Annotated in this window: 13 protein-coding genes; 10 read left to right on the top strand and 3 right to left on the bottom strand. The window is 69.2% G+C overall.

Annotated features, from left to right (window positions below):
* Positions 1–285 precede the first annotated feature (285 nt).
* Entirely contained in the window at positions 286–1,167 is an 882-nt protein-coding gene (locus tag BVG12_RS25135) for a LysR family transcriptional regulator (protein WP_075794768.1), read from the bottom strand.
* A gap of 95 nt (positions 1,168–1,262) precedes the next feature.
* Between BVG12_RS25135 and BVG12_RS25130 the strand changes: the two genes are divergently transcribed.
* The 5 genes from BVG12_RS25130 to BVG12_RS25110 all read left to right on the top strand — a co-directional run bounded on the left by BVG12_RS25130 (position 1,263) and on the right by BVG12_RS25110 (position 8,567).
* Positions 1,263–2,492: an SGNH/GDSL hydrolase family protein gene (locus BVG12_RS25130; protein WP_075794767.1), complete on the top strand. Its 1,230-nt coding sequence runs from the start codon at positions 1,263–1,265 to the stop codon at positions 2,490–2,492.
* A gap of 139 nt (positions 2,493–2,631) precedes the next feature.
* A complete protein-coding gene (locus BVG12_RS25125) occupies positions 2,632–3,018 on the top strand; it encodes a hypothetical protein (protein ID WP_075794766.1) in 387 nt (128 codons plus the stop codon).
* Positions 3,015–4,283 carry a TolC family protein gene (locus tag BVG12_RS25120; RefSeq protein WP_075794765.1) on the top strand — a complete coding sequence of 423 codons (1,269 nt, stop codon included), beginning with the start codon at positions 3,015–3,017 and terminating at the stop codon, positions 4,281–4,283. Before BVG12_RS25125 ends, BVG12_RS25120 begins: the two co-directional genes overlap by 4 nt.
* On the top strand, positions 4,280–5,428 hold the full coding sequence (locus BVG12_RS25115; RefSeq protein WP_075794764.1) for an efflux RND transporter periplasmic adaptor subunit: 1,149 nt from the start codon (positions 4,280–4,282) through the stop codon (positions 5,426–5,428). Before BVG12_RS25120 ends, BVG12_RS25115 begins: the two co-directional genes overlap by 4 nt.
* Positions 5,418–8,567 carry an efflux RND transporter permease subunit gene (locus BVG12_RS25110; RefSeq protein ID WP_083685393.1) on the top strand — a complete coding sequence of 1,050 codons (3,150 nt, stop codon included), beginning with the start codon at positions 5,418–5,420 and terminating at the stop codon, positions 8,565–8,567. The genes BVG12_RS25115 and BVG12_RS25110 overlap by 11 nt, the downstream gene beginning before the upstream one ends.
* Here BVG12_RS25110 and BVG12_RS25105 read toward each other — a convergent pair.
* Positions 8,531–8,866 (bottom strand): hypothetical protein, encoded by a 336-nt coding sequence (locus BVG12_RS25105; protein ID WP_075794763.1) that lies wholly within the window; start codon positions 8,864–8,866, stop codon positions 8,531–8,533. The two genes, BVG12_RS25110 and BVG12_RS25105, sit on opposite strands and share 37 nt — an antisense overlap.
* A gap of 230 nt (positions 8,867–9,096) precedes the next feature.
* Here BVG12_RS25105 and BVG12_RS25100 point away from each other — a divergent pair, with 230 nt between their 5' ends.
* The 3 genes from BVG12_RS25100 to BVG12_RS25090 all read left to right on the top strand — a co-directional run bounded on the left by BVG12_RS25100 (position 9,097) and on the right by BVG12_RS25090 (position 14,513).
* Complete coding sequence (locus BVG12_RS25100) at positions 9,097–10,437, top strand: AMP-binding protein (protein WP_156895732.1); 1,341 nt, start codon at positions 9,097–9,099, stop codon at positions 10,435–10,437.
* A gap of 9 nt (positions 10,438–10,446) precedes the next feature.
* Positions 10,447–12,177: an ArnT family glycosyltransferase gene (locus BVG12_RS25095; RefSeq protein ID WP_083685392.1), complete on the top strand. Its 1,731-nt coding sequence runs from the start codon at positions 10,447–10,449 to the stop codon at positions 12,175–12,177.
* Positions 12,178–12,293: 116 nt separating this feature from the next.
* On the top strand, positions 12,294–14,513 hold the full coding sequence (locus BVG12_RS25090) for a putative bifunctional diguanylate cyclase/phosphodiesterase (RefSeq protein ID WP_075794761.1): 2,220 nt from the start codon (positions 12,294–12,296) through the stop codon (positions 14,511–14,513).
* Positions 14,514–14,529: 16 nt separating this feature from the next.
* Here the strand turns inward: BVG12_RS25090 and BVG12_RS25085 are convergent, their stop codons facing one another.
* Positions 14,530–14,988: a RidA family protein gene (locus BVG12_RS25085; protein WP_307189085.1), complete on the bottom strand. Its 459-nt coding sequence runs from the start codon at positions 14,986–14,988 to the stop codon at positions 14,530–14,532.
* A gap of 192 nt (positions 14,989–15,180) precedes the next feature.
* On the opposite strand from BVG12_RS25085, the gene BVG12_RS25080 reads away from it, so the two are divergent.
* Both BVG12_RS25080 and coaE read left to right on the top strand, forming a co-directional pair.
* Positions 15,181–16,050: a prepilin peptidase gene (locus BVG12_RS25080; RefSeq protein ID WP_075794760.1), complete on the top strand. Its 870-nt coding sequence runs from the start codon at positions 15,181–15,183 to the stop codon at positions 16,048–16,050.
* A gap of 25 nt (positions 16,051–16,075) precedes the next feature.
* Positions 16,076–16,756 carry a dephospho-CoA kinase gene (gene coaE, locus BVG12_RS25075; RefSeq protein ID WP_075794759.1) on the top strand — a complete coding sequence of 227 codons (681 nt, stop codon included), beginning with the start codon at positions 16,076–16,078 and terminating at the stop codon, positions 16,754–16,756.
* The last annotated feature ends 30 nt before the right edge of the window (positions 16,757–16,786 follow it).

Below are 16,786 nucleotides of genomic sequence, written 5' to 3'. Positions count from 1 at the left end.
GCGCCATTGTGCGCTACCGCACCGTGTAACTCAGCAATGGCTGGTATGTTGTTAATTAATCTTCAACACCTACCGGTACATCGCCATGGCCTCTTGCCCCGAATGTGGTTCCACCTACGTCCGCCGGATCGCGCGTACGCCCTTGATGCGCATTCTGTGGAGCAGCGAGCACATCCTTTGCAGCGACTGCGGGGAGCGCTCCCTCGTGTTTCCAAGGTTCAGAAAGTCCGGCGCGAAAAGCCGGACGCCGCTCCCGCAGCCGTGCATCGAACCGAACAACCCGCTTCATCCCTGAAATTGCTCGACGGCGTAGTCGATGAACAGCCTCGTCCGCAGCGGCTGAAACTGCCGCGACGGATAGAGCAGCGTTAACGCCTGCGCACGCGCCGTCCACCCATCCAGTACCCGCACCAGGTCGCCCCGATCCAGCAGATCGCGGACCAGCCATTCCGGACACACCCCGATCCCGCTGCCCATCGCCAGCGCCTCGCGGATCGCCAGCGCATTGTTCACGCGAAAGCGGCTCGATGTCGGGAGACGCGCCTGTTCGTTCCCACGGAACAACTCCACCGTATTGCCGGGCGTCCAGGCAAAGCGCACGAAGTCATGCGCGGATAACGCGTCCGGCACGTCGGGCACACCGCGCCGGGCGAGATACGCCGGGGCCGCCACCAGGAAGCGCGGTATCGTCGTCAGGTGCCGGCCGATCGCCTCCGGCGGCAAGGTGCCGCCCAGCCGGAACGCCACGTCGACGCCTTCCTCGACGAGGTCGACGAAGCGGTCGTTCAGGATCAGCTCGACGTCGATGCCCGGGTGGTCCGCCATGAACCGCTGCACCATCGCATTGATGCGGAACTGCCCGAGCGCGACGGGCGCATTGATGCGCAACAGCCCGGCCACCTGCCCCGTCATGCCTTGCACGTCCCCCACGGCCGTGTCGAATTGCTCGATGAGCCGCTTGGCGTCCGCGTGAAAGCGCTGGCCCTGCTCCGTCGGCGACAGGCCGCGCGTGCTGCGTTCGAACAAACGCACGCGCAACTGGCGCTCCAGCTGGGCCAGCCATTTGCTGACGGTCGGCTGCGTCGTGCCGAATTCGCGGGCCGCTGCCGACAGGCTGCCCAGCTCGAGGGTGCGCACGAACACGCGCATCGCGTGCAGAGTATCCATCTATTCGATATTGGAATGAATGATGTTCGATCCTACCATCTTCATCGCCAGTCTTGAATGACCTATCGTGGGCTCTCTACGCAAAGGAACTCACGATGACTCACCATAAACTGATCACGGCACTCACCCTCGTCCTGGCATCCGGATCGCCGCAGGCACTGGCGGACGACCATTGGATGACGTCCTGGTACGCGGCGCCGCAGCCCGCCTGGGACGCCGGTTTCACGCTGCCGATGAACGTCCCGGCCCGCCTCGACAACGCAACCCTGCGCGAGACCGTCCGCCTCAGCGCCGGCGGCCGCCGCATCCGCCTCGTGTTCTCGAACCGGTATGGCCACGAGCCCGTGCGGCTCGGCGCGGTGCGCGTCGAAGATGCGCGCGCCAGCCGGACGCTGACCTTTGCCGGCCAACCGGGCATCGCCATCCTGCCGGGCGCGACGGCGACGAGCGACCCTGTCGCGCTCGCCGTGCAGCCCCTGTCCCGGCTGACCGTGACGACCTGGCTGCCCGCACCCACACCTGTGGCGAGTTTTCACTGGGGCGCGCAGCAGACCGTGCAGGTCGCCATGGGCAACGACACCTCTAGCTTCGGCGGACGCCTGTTCCTGAACGCCGTCATGGTCGAGGCCGCGGCACGGGGCCGCACCGTCGTCACCCTCGGCGATTCGATCACGGACGGCAACGGGTCGACGCCGGACGCGGATCGCCGCTGGCCCGACGTCCTCGCGGAGCGCCTGGCACGGCACGGCATCGCGGTCGCCAACGCCGGCATCTCAGGCGGACGCCTGGCGCGCGACGGCATGGGGCGAAGCGCCCTCGCCCGCTTAGAACAGGACGTGCTCAGCCAGCCCGGCGTGTCGGACGTGATCGTTTTACTCGGCATTAACGACATCGGCTGGCCGGGCAGCCCGTTCGCGCCGAACGAGCGCGCGGCCTCGCTCGACGAGCTCACGGCAGCCTACCGGCAACTGGTCGCCGCGGCCCACGTGCGCGGCGTGCGCGTGACGGCGGGCACGCTGCCGCCGTTCGAAGGCGCCCTCGCCGGCACGCCCTATGCGGGACACTACAGTGCCGACAAGGAACACCTGCGCCAGCAACTGAACCAGTGGATCCGCACGGCCGGGGCGTTGGATGCCGTCGTCGACTTCGACGCAGTCCTGCGCGACCCCGCCCACCCGCGCCGCCTGCGGCCCGGGTTCGATTCGGGCGATCATTTGCATCCAGGCGATGCGGGCTATCGCGCGATGGCCGAGGCCATCGACATCGCGCCGCTGCTGCCGGATGGATCACGCGGGTCGAGCCGCGGACACGCGCCCCGTCGATGACAGGCCGGCACGCCGTCGCGACGCGGTACAGCGGATTACGATTTGGCCATGATTACGCGAACTTAATGTTTACGCGATCTCAGCTGGCTATCATGCGCTGCGATATGGCGCACCGTTCGCGCCTGCCGTCGAGGAAATCATGCGTGCGAATCGAATCCTGGCCAGGCCGGTCACCGGACTGACCCTGTGTCTCCTGTTGTCGTCGTGTGCCCAGCCGCTGGGCAATGGCCCCGTCGATTGGGACCACGGCGCGCGCCGCGGCCGCGTGCTCGAAATGCTGGATGCCGGCGCCGCCGCATCCTTGGTGCAGGCGTGCGTACCCGGCACCGCGCTGCAAGAACGCTATGCGAAGGTGCGCTACCGCGGTGCGCGCCTGCATCACACCGTCGTGGCGACGCTGCCGGACGGCGTCGCTGTCGGCACCGGCGATGAAGTCGAGCTGCGGCCGGCCCGTTGCGACGAGGGCCGCCTGGCGCGCGTCGAACGCGTGCTGCCGCCGCGCGTCGTCCATGCGGAGGGGCCATGAGGGCGGTCGTCGCGCTGTTGCTGGCGACGTTGGGCGTCTCCGCCGCCGCGCAATCGCTGCGGCTCGACCAGGCCATCGCGCTCGCCGAACAGCACAACCATGATGTCAAGCTGGCCGCCATCGGCGTGGCCAGCGCCGGCGCGTCCGTGACCAGCGCATCGGCCGCACCGAATCCCGTGCTGACCCTGCAGACCATGAACATCAACCCGGCGGCCGGCATCGGCGCGGGAAGCTTGCGCAGCAAGACCGTCGACAGCACGGTGCGGGTCGACCAGCTGATCGAGCGTGGCGGCAAGCGCGCGCTGCGCACCCAAGCCGCCGAGCGATTGGCAGAAGCGGCCAGTGCCGACCTGGACGACGCCCAGCGCCAGCTGCGGCGCGACGTCGCCGCCGCCTATTACGACCTGCTGGCCGCGCAGGAACGCGCGGCGATCGGCGCCGATGCGGCGAACCTCGCCGAGCGCGCGCTCGCCGCCGCGGAACAGCGCCACAAGGCAGGCGACCTGGCCGGCAGCGACACGGGCCGCCTGCGCATCGATGCGCTGCGCGCCCGCAACGACGCCGACGATGCCGCGTTTGGTGCCGACCAGGCGCGGCGCGCGCTCGCGCTGCTGCTCGGCCGTGACGATGCGCCCGGCCTCGCCGCCGCAGGTCCGTGGCCCGCGACCGCGCCGGGCAGCCTGCTCGCCGTCGATGCCGCCGTCGAGCAGCGCGCCGACGTGCGCGCCGCGCGTGCGCGCGTGGCGGCGGCGGGCGCGTCGCGCGACCTGGCGCGCGCCGGGCGCACGCGCGACGTCACGGTCGGCGTGCAGTTCGAACACTATCCGGCCAGCCCGGCCAATCCCCAGGGCAGCGGCAACAGCGTCGGCGTCGCCGTCCAGGTGCCGCTGTTCGTGCGCTACACGATGCAGGGCGAGATCCGCGGCGCCGAGGCGGCCCTGGAGGCCGCCAACGAAAACCTCGACAAGGTGCGCCAGGCCGCACGCGCCGACGTGGCCGCCGCCCGCGCCCGGGCCGATGCCGCCGCGCGCCGCGCGCTGCGCTACGACCGCGAGATCCTGCCGGCCACGCGCCGCGCCGCCGACGACGCCGAATTCGCGTTCGCGCACGGCGCGCTCGGCGTGATGGACGTGCTCGACGTGCGCCGCGCCTGGCGCGCCGCTCAGCTGGATGCGCTCGCGGCGCGGGCCGATCTCGCCAAGTCCCTGTCCGCGCTCGACGCGGCAATGTCCCCGACCTCCCACTCCCTGTCCCCGCAACCATGAAGACCCTGACGTATGCCGCCGCGTGCGGCGTGGCGTGCGCCGCGATCGGCGCCGCCTGCTGGAGCTGGAACGCCCACTCGGCACCCCACGCCGCGCCGGCGCCGCGTGCGCGCAGCGCGGACGCCCCCATCGTGTTCGCCCCCGACGATCCGCAGCTGTCTTACCTGAAGATCGCCACCGTGGACGCGGGCGCCCTGCCGGTGGCCGAACCCGTCGCCGGCCGCATCGCCTACGACGAAACGCGCACGAGCCGCATCGCCTCGCCCGTGCTGGGCCGCGTGACCGGACAGCGTGTCGAGATCGGCGACAGCGTGCGCGCCGGCGACCTGCTCGCCGAACTCGATTCGCCCGATCTGGCCGCCGCCCAGGCCGACGCGCGCAAGGCCGACGCCGACGAGGAACGCAAGCGCCTCGCGCTGGCACGGGCACGCATGCTGCTCGACGCCGACGTCCTCGCGCGCAAGGATTTCGAGAACGCCGACGCGGACTATCGCCAGGCCGACGCGGAGGCGCGCCGCGCGCGCCAGCGCATCGCCAACCTGCATGCGGGCAGCACCGTCGACGGTCGCTTCGGCCTGCGCGCGCCCATCGCCGGCATTGTCGCGGACAAGCAGATCAACGTGGGGCAGGAAGTGCGGCCGGACCAGGCCACTCCCCTGCTCGTGATCAGCGACCTGCGCCGCGTCTGGGCCATCGCCGACGTGCCCGAGCGCGTGGCCGCCGGCCTCAAGCGCGGCCAGGCCGTGTCGGTCGAGACGGACGCGTTTCCCGGCCAGGCCATGCGCGGCACGTTGGAACGTATCGGCGTCGCCGTCGATCCGGTCACGCGCCGCGTGCAGGTGCGCTGCGTCCTCGACAACCCGGACGGCCGGCTGAAACCGGACATGTTCGCGCGCATCGCCTTCCTCTCCGGCGACGGCGCGGCGAACGCGCTGGCGCTGCCCAACAGCGCGCTGTTCACGGATGGCGACGACACCTACGTCTACGTCCAGCGCGCCACCGGCACGTTCGAGAAGCGGCGCGTGCACGTGGCACTGGGCGGCCAGCAGCGCTCCTTCGTCGACATGGGGCTGCAACCGCACGAGCGCGTCGTGACGGAAGGCGCACTGCTGCTGAACGCGGAAGGCGCCGACCATGCTGGCTAGACTGATCGACGCCGTCCTCGCGCAGCGCATGCTGGTGCTGTTCCTGACCGGCTGCCTCGCCTTCGTCGGCTGGCATGCGCTGGACGATCTGCCGATCGAGGCGTTCCCCGACGTCCAGGACGTGCAGGTGCAGGTGGTGACGCAGCTGCCCGGCCAGGCCGCCGAGGAAGTGGAGCGCGTCGTCACGCTGCCGATCGAACGGGAACTCGCCGGCGTACCGCGCCAGACGCAGATGCGGTCCGTGAGCATCGGCGCGCTGTCGGTCGTGACCTTGACCTTCGCCGACGGCACCGACGATTATTTCGCGCGCCAGCAGGTGACGGAGCGGCTGCAGAACGTCGTGCTGCCCCCTGGCGTGCAGCCTGCGCTGGCGCCGCTGTCCACGGCCGTCGGCGAAATCTACCGCTACGTGCTGGAAGCGCCCGGCATGGACGAGAACGAGGTGCGCGCGCTGCAGGACTGGGTCTTGCGGCCGGCGCTGCGCGCGGTGCCCGGCGTGGCGGACGTCGTCAGCTTCGGCGGCACCGTCAAGGAATACCAGGTGCAGGTCGACCCGCTGGCGCTCAACCGCTACGGCGTCACGCTCGACCAGGTGCGCCAGGCGCTCACGAACGCCAGCGCCAACACGGGCGGCGGTCTCGTCAAGCGCGGCGACGAAGCGCTCGTCGTGCGCGGCATCGGCATCTTCGAGGCCGTCTCCGACATCGGCCGCACCGTGGTCAGCGCGAACCACGGCCGCACGGTGCTGGTGAGCGACATCGGCCAGGTGACCATCGGCCACAGGCCGCGCTCGGGCGTCGTCGCGTTCAACCACGACAGCAGCGTCGTCGAAGGCATCGTCCAGATGACCAAGGGCGCGAACGCCTCGAAAGTGGTGGCCGCCGTGCGCGCGGCCGTGCAGGCGCAGGGCCATAAGCTGCCGCGCGGCGTGCGCATCCGCACCATCTACGACCGCAGCGACCTGATCGGCCACACGGTGCGCACCGTCGCGGAAAACCTCGCGATGGGCGCCGTGCTCGTGATCGCGATCCTCGTCGTCTTCCTCGGCAACTGGCGCGCCGCGCTGATCGTGGCCGCCGTCATTCCGCTGTCGCTGCTGTGCGCCTTCATCGTGCTGGACGCGCGCGGCATTCCGGCCAACCTGATCTCGCTGGGCGCCGTCGATTTCGGCATCATCATCGACAGCGCCGTCGTGCTGGTCGAGGCCCTGCTCGTGCGCCTGCACCTGCAATCGCATGCGGCCCGTGCGCAGCCGGCCGAAGCGACCATCAAGGAGACCCTCGTCGCGCTGGGCCGCCCGATCCTGTTCGCCAAGGCGATCATCATCGTCGCCTTCATTCCGATCTACACGTTCCAGCGCGTGGAGGGCAAGATCTTCGCGCCCGTCGCGTTCACGCTGAGCTTCGCGATGCTGGGCGCGCTGCTGCTGACGATGACGCTGATGCCCGCCCTGCTGGCCTGGACCCAGCGCGCGCGGCCGCTGCGCGAACGCCCGAACACGTGGCTGCCGCGTGTCCAGAACGCCTACGGACGCCTGCTGCAGCGCGCCCGCGCACGCCAGGGGCTCGTATTCGCCGGCTCGGCCGCGCTGCTCGCGCTGACCCTCGCGTTGACGCCGCTCCTGGGCAGCGAATTCCTGCCCAAGCTGGACGAGGGCAATCTGTGGCTGACGATCGAGTTGCCGACGTCGAGCTCACTGGACAACACGCGCGCCATCGAGAACCGGGTGCGCGCGATCCTGGAGCGCTATCACGAAGTGGGCAACGTGGTCTCGCACGTGGGGCGCCCCGACGACGGCACCGATCCGAAAGGCCCTAACAATATCGAGATCCTGGCCGACCTGAATCCGCGCGCGGAGTGGACGTTCGCCGACAAGGACGCGCTGGTGGCCGACATCGCGCGCCGCATCCACGCGCTGCCCGGCGTGCCGACCAATTTTTCCCAGGTCATCGAAGACAACGTGGAAGAAGCGCTGTCCGGCGTGAAGGGCGAAATCGCCATCAAGGTCTATGGCCCGGATCTCGCGGTGCTGGGCCGCACGGCCGACCGCATCGCCGCCATCCTGCGCACGATTCCCGGCGCGGCCGACGTGGAAGCCGTGCGCATCGGCGGCCAGAGCGAACTCGATATCGCCGTCGACCGCGACCGCGCCGCGCGCCTCGGCCTGAACGTGGCCGACGTCAACGCGGCCATCCAGGCCGCGCTGGGCGGCATCGCCGTCAGCCAGTTCTACGAAGGCGACCGCCGCTTCGATCTGACCTTGCGCCTGACGGAAAAAGACCGCGCGTCGCTGGACAGCATCGGCGCCTTGCAGATCGGCCTGCCCGGCGGCGCGGGCAGCGTGCGCCTCGCGGACGTGGCGCGCATCGCCACGCGCCAGGGCGCCGCCCGCATCGCGCGCGAAGACGGCCAGAGAAACGCGTCCGTCAAGGCCAACCTGGTGGGCCGCGACCAGGGCAGCTTCGTCGCCGAAGCGCAGGCCAAGGTGGCGGAACAAGTGCACCTGCCGCCGGGCTACCAGATCGCGTGGGGCGGGCAGTTCGAGAACCAGCAGCGGGCCGTCAAACGCCTGCGCGTGATTTTGCCGCTCACCGCCTTCCTGATTTTCGCCCTGCTGTTCGGCGCATTCCGCTCGATGGCGCGCGCGCTGCTGGTGCTCGCGATCGTGCCGTTCACGCTGGTCGGCGCCGTGGCCGGCCTGGCGCTGGCGGGGCTGCATGTCTCGATCTCGGCGGCCGTCGGACTGATCGCCGTGGCCGGCATCTCCGTGCAGAACGGCGTCATCCTGGTCGAGCAGATCGTCGAGGCGGGACGCGAGGGCTTATCCGCCTGGGACAGCGCCGTCGACGGCGCGGTGGCGCGCCTGCGGCCCATTCTGATGACGGCGCTGATGGCGGGCCTGGGCCTGCTGCCGGCCGCCATGTCGCACGGGATCGGCTCGGAGACGCAGCGCCCGTTCGCCGTCGTGATCGTCGGCGGCATCGTGTCGGCCACCGTCTTCACCTTGCTGTTGCTGCCGCTGGCCTGGCCGTGGTTCGCGGCGCGCGGCGCCGCGCCGGCGCCCGTCCGGCCGCGCAGCGCCGTCCGCGCCGAGGACGAACTTTATTTGGAACAGGACTTGCCGCCGACGCCGTGGTAACCCTTGGCCTTGGCGTCGGCTTCCGTCATGTACTCGCCTTTCTTGGTCTTGCCGTAGTACTTGTCGCCTTCGCAGTGATAGACTTTGCTGGAACTGTTCACCCAGACCTTGCCGTCGCCACCGCCGGGCGCCTGTTCCTTTTGCACCGGGGCCGCTTTCGTGGATTTCTTCGCGGCAGGTGTGCTCTGGCTCGTCGCGGCCGGAGCCGCGTTCGGGGCGAGCGGATTCGGCACGGTCGTCTGGGCAAATGCCGCAGCCGCCGTTAATGTGGCCAGCAAGAAAGTAAAATGTTTTTTCATCGTGTTCTCCATGGGGGTGTGACTGATTTTCGTCGCGGTGCCGAACTTGCTCGTCGATGTGGCGTCGAATCCCTCGCCGACCGTGTACGGACGAGCGAATCATATTCCTACGCAACATTACAAAACGAAAAGATGACCAACCTGTAACGTGTGCGCGCCAGACGCAGAGCTATCATTTTTTCCATGCAATGTAAATACGACCCATCGATTCCAACCGCCCGGCGAAAGTGATGCGACGGCCAATGGAATACGACTACATCAAACAAGCCATCGCGCGCCAGTATTACCGTTGGCGCAGGGTGATTCCGAAACGGTGGCTGTATCACCCCGACCATTTCGCTGTCCGCGCGTTGCTGGACGAGCGGCCTGAGGTGCGCGAGCATAGCGCCAACGTGCGGCTGCGCCATATCCTGACCACGGCCGTGGCCCATGTGCCGTTCTACCGGGATGCGGTACGGATCCCGGCCAGCGATCTTGTCCACGCACCACCGGCGGAATTGCTCGAACGCTTTCCGTACATCGACAAGGAAACGGTCATGGAACAGCAATCCGCGTTCCTGAACGAACGCGCGGACCGCCGCTTTCTGCTGTACGCGACGAGCCACGGTTCGACCGGCACCGGCATCGGCGTCTGGCGCAGCAAGCGTGAAAGCGACATCGAAAAGGCGTTCTATTGCCACGCCTGGGGCCAGCTCGGCTTCGACTTCGACTCGTCGCGCTACCTGCGCATCGGCTACGACGCCGCCCAGCCCCTCGATGCGGCGCCGACGTGGCGCCAGGGCAATCGCCTGATGCTGTCGCCGGATCATGTGCTGCCGGAACATCAGGATGCCATCCTGCACGCCATCCGGCGTTTCGCGCCCCGCTACATCCACGCCTATCCGAGCGCGGCGCTGGCGCTGGCCGAGCTGCTCGAGAATGGCCGCCATGCCGTCGACTGGCCGCTGCGGGGCGTGCTGCTGGCGTCCGAACCGGCCTCCCCTGGCCAGCTCGAGCGCATCGGACGGGTGTTCGGCACGCAAGTTTCGATCAGTTATGGTTTGACGGAACGGACGAATCTCGCGTTCGCGCTGCACGCGGACGGCCACACGAGCCCGTACCGGTTCGAACCGCTGTATGGCCGAACGGAAACGCTGGCGCACGACGGCCGCAACGAAATCGTCGGTACGTCGCTGTGGAACGAGGTCATGCCGCTGATCCGCTACCGGACGGCGGACTGCGCGGCGATCGACGCCGCCGGCCAGTGCACGGCCATCGAAGGCCGCCTGCAGGAATACGTGCTCGACCGCCACGGCAACCGGCTGCCGGGCCTCATGATCGCGCTGGATGCGTGCACCTGGGATTTCATCAAGTCGTGCCAGCTGTACCAGCGCGAGCCCGGCAAGGTGCTGCTGCGCATCGTGCCGCGCCGGCCGCTGAGCCAGGCCGAACGCAGCGCACTGCTGGCCGGTCCGCGCCGCTACTGGGGCATGGCGATGGAATTCGATTGCATCGAGGTGCCCGAGATCCCGGCCGCGCCCGGCGGCAAACGGCGCTTCGTCGTCAACGAGCTGCCGCTCGCGCCGCTGTAGGAGGCCGCCATGTCCAGCACGCCGCCCGACCTCGACGACATCGGCCCGCTGGTACGCACCGCGCCGATGCCGCAGCCGGCCGTTGCCCGCGGTTTCGTGCTCGGCACCCGGACCTGGGCCTTCCTGCTCCTGCTCGGCGTGTACGTGCTGCCCGGACTCGTCGGCCACGAACCGTGGAAACAGGACGAGACGTACATCGTCGAGATCGTGCGCAACATGCTGGCCACCGGCGACGCCGTCGTGCCCAGGATGGCGGGCGAGACGTTCATGGAAAAGCCCCCGCTGTTCTACTGGGTCGCGGGCGCGCTGGCGACGTTGACGTCGCCCGTGCTGCCGCTGCACGACGGCGCGCGCCTGGCCACCGGCCTGTTCGTCCTGCTCGCGTGCGGCGCAATGGCGCAGTGCGGCCGGGGCTGGATCGATGCGCAGTTCGGCCGCACGACCGTGTTCGTGCTGCTCGCCTGTTTCGGCCTGGCCGCGTTCTCTCACCTGATGCTGACCGATACGGCGCTGCTCGCCGGGGTCGCGGTCGGCATGGCGGGCCTGCCGCGCTGGCGCACGCGGCCCGTCGCGAGCGGGCTGACGATCGGCACCGGGGTCGGCATCGGCTTCCTCGCCAAGGGCCTGCTCGCGCCCGGCGTGTTCGGCCTCACCGCCATCTTGTTGCCGCTGTGCTTCGCGCGCTGGCGTGTGCGCGCCTATGCGCACACGGTGCTCGTCGCGCTGCTGGCCGCGCTGCCGTGGCTGACGCTGTGGCCGGCCGCGCTCTGGCTGCGTTCGCCGACGCTGTTCAACGACTGGCTCTGGACGAACAATATCGGCCGCTTCGTCGGCTTTGCCGTGCCGGCGCTGGGCGCCGCACACGATGCCGGGTTCTGGACGAAGAACCTGTGGTGGATCACGTTCCCGGCCGCGCCGCTGGCCTTCATCGCGCTGTGGCGCGACCGCGCGCAGCTGGCCAGCGACGAGCGCATGCAGTCGGCCGCCGTCCTCGCGGCCGTCATCTTCGGCGTGCTGGTCGCATCGGCCTCGGCGCGCGACGGCTATGCGCTGCCCCTGTTGCCGCCGCTGTCCCTGCTCGGCGCGCGCTGCGCGCTCACGCTCGCGCCGCGCGTGGAGGCGGCGTGGTGCGTGGCCGCGCGCGTCCTGCTCGGCGGCATCGCGCTGGCGCTCTGGCTCGCGTGGGCGGTCATCATGTTCTCGCCCGAGCCGCTGCAGCCGCATGCGCTCGCCGACCTGCTGCCGCCGCATCCCGACCGGCACCTAGACCTGGCGCGGCTCGCCTGCGCGCTGGCCGCAACGGCGGGCGCAGCCTGGCTCATGGGGTTTCATCGGCGCCGGCAGGCGGCGCTGCAGACGTGGGTCACAGGCATCGCACTGTGCTGGGTGCTGCTGGTGGCGCTGTTCATGCCATGGGCCGACGAGGTCAAATCGTATCGCGAGGTCTTCGGCGCACTGCGCCCCGCGTTGGCTTCCGGCTGCGTGGCGAGCTACGGCCTCGGCGAAAGCGAACGCGCGATGCTGCGCTACTACGACGGCGTCGTCACCGAACGGCTCGAGACGCGGCCGGCGTCCGCCTGCACGCTGATCCTGCTCGAGGATCCGGACGGGCGCCTGCCGCACTGCAGCGATTCGACGACATGGCAACCCGTCTGGAATGGCGCCCGCCCCGGCGACCGCCAGGAACATCTGTGGCTATTCCGGCGCGCGCCCGGCCCGGCCACATGCACGGATCGATGACCGGCATGTAATTTGCATTGTGAGGGTCAGTTCAACACGACGATGACAACCAGGTCGTGCGGCGTCCGTTTCGGTGCAAATCCGATCCCCCCGTCCGGTCCTGGTGCACGCCTCACATGACCATACAGAACTTCGACATCCCATCTCTCCACGACGACGCGGGCGCCGACGCGGGTGACCGCCTGGCCGACCTCGGCCGCTGGTGGTTTGAGCGCGCCGGCGGCGGCATCGCGCTGTCGGCCGTGGCCGCGTCCTTCTTCGGCACGGGCCGGTACCCGGATCCCGCCGCCTGTCTGGCGCGGATTGAACCGGAAGACCGCGCCGCCGTGCGCGCCATCGTCGGCCGCATCCATGCCGGCGCCGTCGGCGCCGAGTGCGAATTCCGCGTGCGCACGGACGGCCAGGGCCTGCGCTGGCTGCGCCTGCAACAGATCGACACGGCCCGCAGCACGGTCGCCGCCGGCATCCTCGTCGACGTGACGGCCGCCAGGCAGGCCGCCGCGCGCGAGCGTTTCAACTTCGCGCTCACCCAATACCTCGTCGGCACCGACAGCATCGACGACGCCGTCACCGGCATCCTGCAACTCGTGTGCGAGGAACTGGGCTGGGAATGGGGCGCGTTCTGGGCGCTCGACGACCACGCCGGCGGTCAGGCCACGCTGCGCTGTCGCTACGCGTGGCAGGCGCCGCGGCAGGCGCTGGCGCCGTTCCGCGAAGCCAGCGCGCACCTGACCATGGCGCCCGGCGTAGGCATGATCGGCACCGTCTGGGCCAGCGGCGAAGCCCGCTGGATTGAAGATGCGAGCGGTACGACCGACCTGTTGCGGGCGCATGCCGCGCGCGCGTGCGGCCTGCAGTCCGCCTATTTCTTTCCCGTGACGTTCGTCGCGTCGGACGCATGCCTGATGCGGCCAGGCGTGCTCGAATTCTTCAGCGCGCAGCAGCGCCAGCCCGACGCCCAGCTGCCGGGACTCGCCAAGTCGATCGCCGCGATGATCGCCCAGACCGTCGAGCGCATGACGCAGCAGGAGCGCATCCGCGTGCGCGCCCAGACGGACGAGATGACGGGCCTGGCCAACCGCGCCCATTTCTACGACCAGCTCGACCGCCAGTGCCGCGACGCGCGGCCCGGGGAGACGTTCGGCGTGCTGTTCGTCGACCTCGACCAGTTCAAGCCCATCAACGACGCGTTCGGCCACGATGCCGGCAACGTCGTGCTGACGGCGTTCGCGGGACGGCTGCGCGCGCTGGCGCCGCCCGGCTGGCGCATCGGCCGCCTGGGCGGCGACGAGTTCGCGCTGCTGTCGGCGCCCGGCGCCACCCCGCATGAACTGGAACGCGTGGCCGAAGCCGTGCTGGATGCGGGGCGACGCCGCTTCGTCTACGGCGAACACCGGCTCGCGGTGTCGGCCAGCATCGGCATCAGCACGTATCCCGACCACGGCGGCTGCACGCGCGAACTGCTGCACGCGGCCGATGCCGCGATGTATGCCAGCAAGCGCAACGGCCGCAACCTGGCCAGCCGCTTCAGCGGCGACGGTGCGCCGGCGGACGCGGGCCACCGCATCGGCCTGCTGACCGACTTGCATTCCGCGATCCGGCGCGGCGAATTCTTCCTCGAGTACCAGCCGATCCGCACCAGCACGGACATGGAAATCGAGGCCGTCGAAGCGCTGATCCGCTGGCGCCGGCCGAACGGCGAGATCGTGCCGCCGAACGTGTTCATCCCGCTCGCGGAACAGAGCCGCCTGATCGTCGACATCGGGCGCTGGGTCGTGCAGCAGGCATGCCGCGATCTCGCGCGCCTGGGCGCGGCGGGCCTTGCGGGCGTGCGCGTGCACGTCAACATGGCGGCACCCGAATTCATCAACGCCGAACTGCCCGACCGGCTCACGGCGATGGCGGCGTCGACGGGCGCCGACCCGCGCCACATCTGCCTCGAACTGACGGAGGGCGTCGTGATGAAGCATGCGGACAAGTCGATCGCCATCATGCGCGAACTGCGCCGGCGCGGCTTCGGCATCGGCCTGGACGATTTCGGCATGGGCTATTCGTCGCTGTCGCTGCTGAAGAACCTGCCGATCGGTTCCCTCAAGATCGACCGCCTGTTCATGGCCGGCGTGCCGTACGACCGGAACGATTGCGCCATCGTGCGCTCGATCCTCGACCTCGGCCGGCACATGAAGCTCACCGTGGTCGCGGAAGGCGTCGAGACCGACGCCCAGCTGGGCTACCTGCGCCAGTTCGGCTGTCCCCTCGTGCAGGGCTGGCTGCCGGGCCGGCCGGTGCCGCTGGAGCGCCTGTTCGACCTGATCGCGCAGCCGCAGGCGGCGTGAGGGGTGGCGCGCCGCCTCAGTGGACGGCGATGGCCGAAATCTCCACCGCCACATCCTTGGGCAGGCGCTGGACCTGCACGGTGGCGCGGGCCGGCGGCTTGTCCTTGAAATAGGTGCCGTAGACGGCGTTGAGCTTCGCGAAGTCGTTCAGGTCCTTCACGTAGACGGTCGTCGAGACGACGTTATCGAGCGTCATCCCGCCGGCGGCCAGCACCGCCTTCAGGTTCTCGAACACCTGCGCCGTCTGTTCCTCGATGCTGCCCAGATTGGCCTGGCCCGTCTTGGGATCGATGGGGATCTGCCCCGCCAGAAACACCATGCCGCCGGCCCGTATCGCCTGCGAATACGGCCCCACCGCGGCCGGCGCGTCCTTGCTCGCGACAACTTCCTTCATCGGCGCCGACGCGGCGCCCTGGGCCGCGCCGAGCGGCAACAATGCGACCAGGGCCATGCCCAGGCAGTTCTTGGTTTTCATGTTGTCCCTTTCGTGGTTGGGCGCAGACACCCCGCGCCAGCCCAGTCTAGCGGGCGTATGTACACCGTCAAACCACAGAACGGATAGGGCCAGGGACGCCACACGTGGCGGGGACGCGTCACGACGCTGCCCAAAGCGCGGGAAAACCCCTAGAATAGTTGATTCACGGAATCAGCCACCCATCGGAGCATCATGCCACCGGAAACTTTGCTCTTCGCCGCCCCGGCGACCCTCGCCGCGACGCTCGCCGCCTTTCTGTTCGGCCTGTTGATCGGCAGCTTCCTGAACGTGGTCGTGTACCGCCTGCCCGTGATGGCGCAGCGCGAACTCGACAACTACATCGCGCACGAAGCCGGCAAGGAATTGCCGCACCAGGACCGCTTCAACCTGATGGTCCCCCGTTCCGCCTGCCCGCACTGCGGCCACCGCATCACGGCGCTGGAAAACATCCCCGTCGTCAGCTGGCTGTTTTTGCGCGGTAAATGCAGCGCGTGCAAGGCACCGATCTCGCCGCGCTATCCGATCGTCGAAGCCGTCACGGGCCTGCTGTCGGCCGTGCTGATCTGGCATTTCGGCAGCGGCTGGCTGGGCCTGGCGAGCCTGCTGTTCGCGTACTTCCTGATCTCGATGACGCTGATCGACTACGACACGAAGACGCTGCCCGACGACCTCACCTATCCGCTCTTGTGGCTGGGCCTGCTCATCAACCTGGACGGCACCATCGTGCCGCTGCGCGACGCCGTCATCGGCGCGATGGCCGGCTATGTGTCGCTGTGGGCCGTGTACTGGCTGTTCAAGCTCGTCACGGGCAAGGAAGGCATGGGCTACGGCGACTTCAAGCTGCTCGCCGCGCTGGGCGCGTGGATGGGCTGGGCGATGCTGCCGACGATCATCATCCTGTCGTCCGTCGTGGGTGCCATCGTCGGCATCTCGCTGATCGTGTTCGCCCGGCGCGACCGCAATAATCCGATCCCGTTCGGACCCTATCTCGCGGCGGCTGGTATGATCGCACTCTTGTACGGCACACCACTTACCCGCTACGCTCACGGTTTCTTGGCCTAGCCTCCCGGCCGGGCCCGAGGTACGCATGCAGACACCAGGCCCGACCGATTCAACTGTTCAATCCGCCCTCCCGGCGTCGCGCTTTGCCGTAGGCCTCACCGGCGGCATCGGCTGCGGCAAATCGACCGTGGCCGACCTGTTCGCCGCGCGCGGCGCCGCCGTCATCGACACCGACCAGATCGCCCACAGCCTCACGGCGCCGCACGGCGCCGCGATGCCCGCCCTGATCGACGCCTTCGGTGCCGATTACGCCACGCCGGACGGCGCCCTCGACCGCGCGAAGATGCGCGCCCTCGTGTTTTCCCAGCCGGAGGCGCGCGCGCGCCTGGAAGCCATCCTGCACCCGCGCATCCGCGAAGCGACGGCCGCCGCCGCGCTGCTTGCCGGCGGCCCGTACACGATCTTCGCCGTGCCCCTGCTGATCGAATCGGGCACGTGGCGCGAGCGCGTGGCGCGCGTGCTCGCCATCGACTGCTCGGAAGAAACGCAGGTCGCCCGCGTGATGGCACGCAACGGGCTGACGGAACAACAGGTGCGCGCCATCATGGCGGCCCAGGTGACGCGCGCGCGCCGGCTGGACGAAGCGGACGACGTGATCCTCAACGACGCCGGCATCGACGCCTTGTTGCCGCAAGTGGAACGCCTGCACCGGTTTTATCTTGACGAAGCTGCAAGATTGGCAGGACGCCCAAGCGAGCGTTTGTAATTTTGTGCATCATGGTTCAGAATCACGTGG

The organism is Massilia putida (assembly GCF_001941825.1).
Taxonomy (GTDB): Bacteria; Pseudomonadota; Gammaproteobacteria; order Burkholderiales; family Burkholderiaceae_D; genus Telluria; species Telluria putida.
Note: the sequence above shows the minus strand (reverse complement) of the source record. Positions and strands in the feature narration are given on the sequence as shown.